The sequence below is a fragment of the Candidatus Thiodiazotropha sp. AKIB8 genome (assembly GCF_058244675.1).
Map to the genome: position 1 here is coordinate 1 of NZ_JBSYOO010000020.1, position 5717 is coordinate 5717.

Genomic DNA, 5717 nt, shown 5'->3' on the forward strand with positions numbered 1-5717 from the left:
GAATTAGCCCCAAATAGGACAGTTTTCCACAACATCCACAACCGCTGAGGTGAGTTGCGTCAGATCTTCCTCGTTGATGATAAACGGCGGCATCAGATAGACCAGATTGCCGAAGGGTCGAACCCAGACACCGGCATCAACGAAGCACTCCTGGATAACTTTCATATCCACTGGCTTCTTCAGCTCTACTACCCCAATCGCACCCAACACCCGCACCTCCTCCACTTGAGGTAATTCCCTGCAGGGTGACAATCCCGCTTCAAGAGAGGCTTCAATTTTCTGGATACGCTCCTGCCAGGGTGAGTCGAGCAGTAGTTCGATGCTGGTCAGGGCAGTACGGCAGGCCAGTGGATTGCCCATAAAGGTCGGGCCATGCATAAATAATCCAGGGTCACCATGGCTGATGGTCTTGCTTACCTCCTCTGTAGTCAGCGTGGCAGCGAGGCTCATATAACCACCGGTCAGAGACTTACCCAGGCACATGATGTCAGGGGTGATGCCTGCATGTTCACAGGCAAAAAGCTTACCGGTACGGCCAAAGCCGGTGGCGATCTCATCGGCAATAAGCAGCACGCCGTACTGATCGCAGAGTCGACGCGCCTCCTGGAGGTACTCCACCGAGTAGAAGCGCATGCCCCCGGCCCCCTGAACAATGGGTTCAAGTACCAGAGCGGCAATTTCATTATGGTGTTGTTTAAGCTTTTCAGTCAGGTCTTTAGCGCCATCGCCTTTGCAGGGATGGCCGAAATAGCAGCTTGGCGCATCGGAAAAGTACTGTTTTGGCAGGATATCGGAGAAGAGGTTGTGCATCCCGGTGACCGGGTCGCATAGTGACATGGCGCCGAAAGTGTCGCCATGATAGCCCTTGCGTATGGTGAGAAAGTGCTGCTTTTCCGCTAGGCCCTTGTCGTGCCAGTATTGGATGGCCATCTTCATAGCGACTTCAACAGAGACTGATCCGGAGTCAGAGAAGAAGACTGTTTGCAGAGGACCTGGGGTGATCTCTATCAGCTTTTTTGCCAGATCAACTGCAGGCTGATGGGTCAGACCACCAAACATGATGTGAGCCAGTTCACCTGCTTGTTCGGCTATCGCCTGGTTGATCTGCGGATGGTTATAACCGTGGATTGCGCACCACCAGGAGGACATACCATCGATCAACTCTCTGCCATCGGCCAGTTTTATGCGCACACCGTCGGCAGAAACTACAGGATAGACCGGTAGATCTGCACCAATTGAACTATAGGGGTGCCATACATGTTGCTTGTCAAAGGTTATCCAATCGTCACTATCACTCATCGTAAAGCTGTTTGTTATTTCGGGATGCAGAGATTAACAGATAATTATCGAGGATGTTGTTGTGTTTTTTTGACCTGCTCGGAATGTTTTCTCCAGGGCGCTGTTGATTGTGCCGGGATCACTGTTCTGTTGTGGACTGATGTATGAAAAGCTAATATAAAATATTGAATATAAAAGAAAAATAAAAATATTGCGGGAGTCTGGGTATGAGGGCTAATTGAACGAAGTAATTGAGCCTTGCAGTTTGACGATAACCGGGGAATATCGCTCTGAACAGCAGTTCAGCTCAGATTCCGGGTTGGTGGGAATCACATTCTCACTGGTTATGCCGGCGGTTTTATTTCGATGGTTTATGTGGTACCAATGGCCACTTCTTCATAAGAATAGACCTCATTTCTCATCGGGATAAGGATTTTCCGGCCGATTGAAGACGTGGGTTTACATGGCACTCTTTGTGCTGGTCACAATAACAGAGGAGATAAAAATGGATAAACCTGTAGTAGCTGCTAAACAGCCAATCGATGTTGATCTGGTGGCGGGCAAAGAGTATTGGTGGTGTGCTTGCGGGCGTTCCGAAGAGCAGCCTTTTTGCGATGGTTCACATCGTGGCACAGGTATTGAGCCGCTTGGTTTCAAGGCTGAGAAAAGTGGTGAAGCTTGGCTGTGTCGCTGCAAACAGACTAAAACGCCCCCCTATTGTGATGGTAGCCACAAGCAGGTTGAGGATTAGCTGAAGTAGGCAGGGTTCCATCCTCTGATGGGCTAGGCGCCTCTTTTGTTGTGGATGATACCATCCTTGATTGGTGGTTCATCCTTTCCTTCAGGCACCTCATATTCAATTCTGTTTCTACCGTTTGCCTTTGCGACATAGAGTGCTTGGTCGGCGCTGGCCAGGAGATGGCTGCCAAGCTCTTTATGGTGTGACTTTCCGAGCATGGGCAAGGTTTCACTGACACCGATAGAGACGCTTATCTGCAGGCTTGATCCATCCTCCAGGGCAATGGGCGTTGTGTTGACCTCAAGGCGAATACGTTCGGCCAGCATCAGTGCGTCAGAGAGACCGGTCTGAGGTAATAGCAGTGCAAACTCCTCCCCACCATAGCGGGTGGCCACATCACTGGCACGCAGTTGAGAGCGGATACGATTTGCCAGTTCCCGTAAAACCAGGTCTCCAACAGGATGGCCATAGCTGTCGTTGATGCGCTTGAAATGGTCAGCATCGATGAACAGGCAGCTGAGAGGTTGACGGTAACGGCTGGCCCGGGCGAGTTCCTCTTCCAGTCTGCGATCGAGGTAACGTCGATTGTGTAACTCTGTAAGAGGGTCGGTAAGACCGCTGATCAGCAGACGTTCCCGATTGATGACGTTCTCCAGACAGACACCGCAAATGGTGGCCAGACGAGCCAGGAAGTCAGTGGCATGCTGCCGTGTAAAACGGTCTACATCATAACTGCCGAGATTGATGCTTCCAACCAGGTGATTGCTGCAGATCAGTGGTAAAACGGCAATGCTGCGAAGATTGTTGTACTGGTCAAAAAGGTTGTTGTACTCAGGCGCAAGAAAGGGCCCGAGCCAAGGGCTTTTCAGTCGTAGAAAACGTTGATTTATCATCCCCAGATCATCCACAAATCGAACATAGGGAAAGGCATCTGCCGGAATGCTGCTGTTGCTCAACAGATGGCGGATCTCATGGTCTGGATCGAGCATCAGAACCTGAATGCTGTCGACGTCAAATGAGTTGAGTAATCCTTCACTAATGCCGCTTAACAGTTCGGCCAGGCTTTCAGCGCTGAGAAGCTCCAGTTCACGCGCATAGAAGCGTCCCAGAGTCTCCTGGTTTTCCTGGGCCTTGCATGTCAGCTCCTTCAGGCGGAGGCGCAAGAGTCGGTTCTCTTCTTTTAGGTCCATTTCATTGTGTGACGGGTAGTTTCATCTTAGTGAGATAACTCGGATGGCCCCCGAAAACGTCGTTCATGATAAGAGACTACACAAGCTGCTCTATCGGCCGTACCATCGCGATCTTGAACCTTGATTCCGCAGTTGACCGCTGACATCTTACGTAAAGTGATGATATGCCTCATCAATAACTGCAAACGACCTCTTGCCGGGCACGCCGGGATTTTCCACAAATCCATCTTCAACTGCGTGAATCCCGGCTCAGTCGCTGCTACCAACCCGCCAGCGTTGATAATCCGGTTGCTTGAGATAGCCGCGACTGGTGATGTAGTTGATAACGTTGCGTAACCGATAGAAACGAACCACTGAGTCGACACGAATAATCTCTTTGCCCTGCTCATCAAAAAACAGCAGTGAAGGTGTATAGAAGAGACCCAGATCTTTGGCCCATTGCCTGGCATCTGTTCTACGGCCATCAGGAGTGATGACGGGAGTTTCCGAGCCTATGTCGAGCTGCACATTATCAAATGCACTGACCAGCTTGCGGATTGCCGGATCTTGAAGTGGCTGGCCATGTAGTACATCACAGGCATGGCAGTTACCCTGCTCGAAGAAGACCACAAGCGGGCGTTGACCGGGAAACCTGCTTCGATCCAGGTTGTGCGGTGGCGGGATGAAGAAATCCTCTTCATTGAGATCGCCCGGTTCAAATGCGGTACTGGCCTCTCCCCGAGCTAAATAGTCGGGGAAAGATTCGTTCTTAAAGTGTTGGTCGGCAACATACTCCAGTGCGGCGCGAAACTGATAGGGGGGGTAGTATCCCCGCAAGCGCAGCACCTCGTTCCCCTTGGGATCAATAAATATCAGTGACGGGGTGAAGTTGGTCTTCTCATCCAGGGCGTACTCCCGCTGGGTAAGGGTTTCTCCCTCAAGGGTGGTGATCTCCTCAGTGCTCCAGATATCGATTGGGATAATGTCGAAATGGCGTCGGGTATAGGTGGTGATGTCACTTAAGCCGAAATTGACTTGCAGAAGCATCTTGCAGTAGGCGCAACGTTTTTGACCAAAGTAGAGAATGATGCCCTGCTTGCCCTCATCTACTGCATCCTCGAGGTCAGCAGGCAGATCGAGAAAACTCTTTTTAAACCACTCTGGATACTGCAGTAACTCCTCCAGTGGGAAATCATCAAATGCAAAAACGTCATCTTCTGATTCGATGGCATAGGCATTTTGCTGCAGGGCAAAAAGCAAAATCAGCCACAGGCCTAGAGAAAGGGTTCTGATTCGGTTGGTCATAATATCGGCTCATGTTTGGAGCCCGGAGCATGTTTGTTTTATCCGCACCTGACTCCAACTCACGGTAGAACCGACAGGGTGCAGGCGCATTTATGTTTATTCTTGAGTACTCGATCAACCCGGCGACGAACGCTATTGCCAAAGCAAGTTCGAACTTACTCAGTGTTGTTTTGTCTTCAGCATAGCTGACTCGGGAGGAAAGCTGAATAGGTAATGGTATTCAGACTATGAATTGGCTATTGTTTTCTCAGAAACCTAGGAACGGAGAAATAAAGATGAAAAAAACCACGATGCTGATAACTGTTTTAGCTCTGACAGCACCCGTGTCAGCAATGGCGGAGGGTGACCCGGCCGCATACTGCAGCCAGGCAGCTAAGCTCTATCAGGAAAACGATATACAAGGTGCTGTGGAAGAGGCGAAATGGTGTCTGGAGTCGCTGGAGCAGATTCAGCAATCTCAAAAAGGTGATCGCTTTGCAAAACAGGTTGCCGGCTGGACGCGGGGTGAACTATCCAAGCAGAAGGCTATGGGTATGTCGATGATTGAGACTGAATACACTAAAGGCCAGAAATATATCAAAGTGAGCTATAACAGCGGTGTTGGGGGTATGGGCGCCATGTTCAGTCAGATGGGGCTGGCTGGTGGTGGCAAGAAGATACGCCTCGGCCGATACACTGGCCTGGTTTTGGAAGAGGGCCGAAACAATGAAATCATGATTGGTCTGAAAATGACCCAGGGGATGGTCAATCTTTCATCTGACACAGCGAGCCTGGATGAGTTGACCGCCTTTGCAAAGGCCTTTCCGGTGAAGGATATCGATCAATAGAAAATAGAGGCTATGGCCATGATGAATCGTAGGGTGCGGCCCTGCCGCACCATCAGGGGTTGAATGCTACAGAAATTCCAGAGAGTTCCCTCGATAGTCTCAGAGTCGGTAGGAGAGAACTCTCTGTTGCCCGGCTCGTCAGGTGGTTTTCGTTTTAGTTGGGCGTGGTGCGGCAGGGCCGCACCCTACAGGTGAATCTATTTTGGGGAGTCAGTTGGCTACTGTTTCATCCTTCTGGGCGAGTCACTTACCTCGTTTAGACCTCCAGCGTCAGAATGAATAGGGCAGCCCGTAGCCTGGATGAAGCGAAGCGGAATCCGGGAGAGCAGTGCACCAATCATCCCGGATTCCGTTTCACTTCATCCAGGCTACTCGTAGATGAAAAACGGCGGCATCAGA

At 50.6% G+C, this 5717-nt stretch carries 5 protein-coding genes; 2 read left to right on the forward strand and 3 right to left on the reverse strand.

Annotated features, from left to right (window positions below):
• Positions 1 to 3: 3 nt before the first annotated feature.
• A complete protein-coding gene (gene bioA / locus AC4IFB_RS03625) occupies positions 4 to 1299 on the reverse strand; it encodes an adenosylmethionine--8-amino-7-oxononanoate transaminase (protein ID WP_490779425.1) in 1296 nt (431 codons plus the stop codon).
• Positions 1300 to 1783: 484 nt separating this feature from the next.
• Between bioA and AC4IFB_RS03630 the strand changes: the two genes are divergently transcribed.
• On the forward strand, positions 1784 to 2029 hold the full coding sequence (locus AC4IFB_RS03630; protein WP_490775818.1) for a CDGSH iron-sulfur domain-containing protein: 246 nt from the start codon (positions 1784 to 1786) through the stop codon (positions 2027 to 2029).
• A gap of 32 nt (positions 2030 to 2061) precedes the next feature.
• On the opposite strand, the gene AC4IFB_RS03635 is transcribed toward AC4IFB_RS03630, so the two are convergent.
• Positions 2062 to 3207, reverse strand: a complete 1146-nt coding sequence (locus AC4IFB_RS03635; protein WP_490779426.1) for a GGDEF domain-containing protein — start codon at positions 3205 to 3207, stop codon at positions 2062 to 2064.
• Between the two features lie 249 nt (positions 3208 to 3456).
• Positions 3457 to 4491: a thioredoxin family protein gene (locus AC4IFB_RS03640; protein WP_490775816.1), complete on the reverse strand. Its 1035-nt coding sequence runs from the start codon at positions 4489 to 4491 to the stop codon at positions 3457 to 3459.
• 275 nt (positions 4492 to 4766) lie between these two features.
• On the opposite strand from AC4IFB_RS03640, the gene AC4IFB_RS03645 reads away from it, so the two are divergent.
• Complete coding sequence (locus AC4IFB_RS03645) at positions 4767 to 5318, forward strand: hypothetical protein (protein WP_490775815.1); 552 nt, start codon at positions 4767 to 4769, stop codon at positions 5316 to 5318.
• The last annotated feature ends 399 nt before the right edge of the window (positions 5319 to 5717 follow it).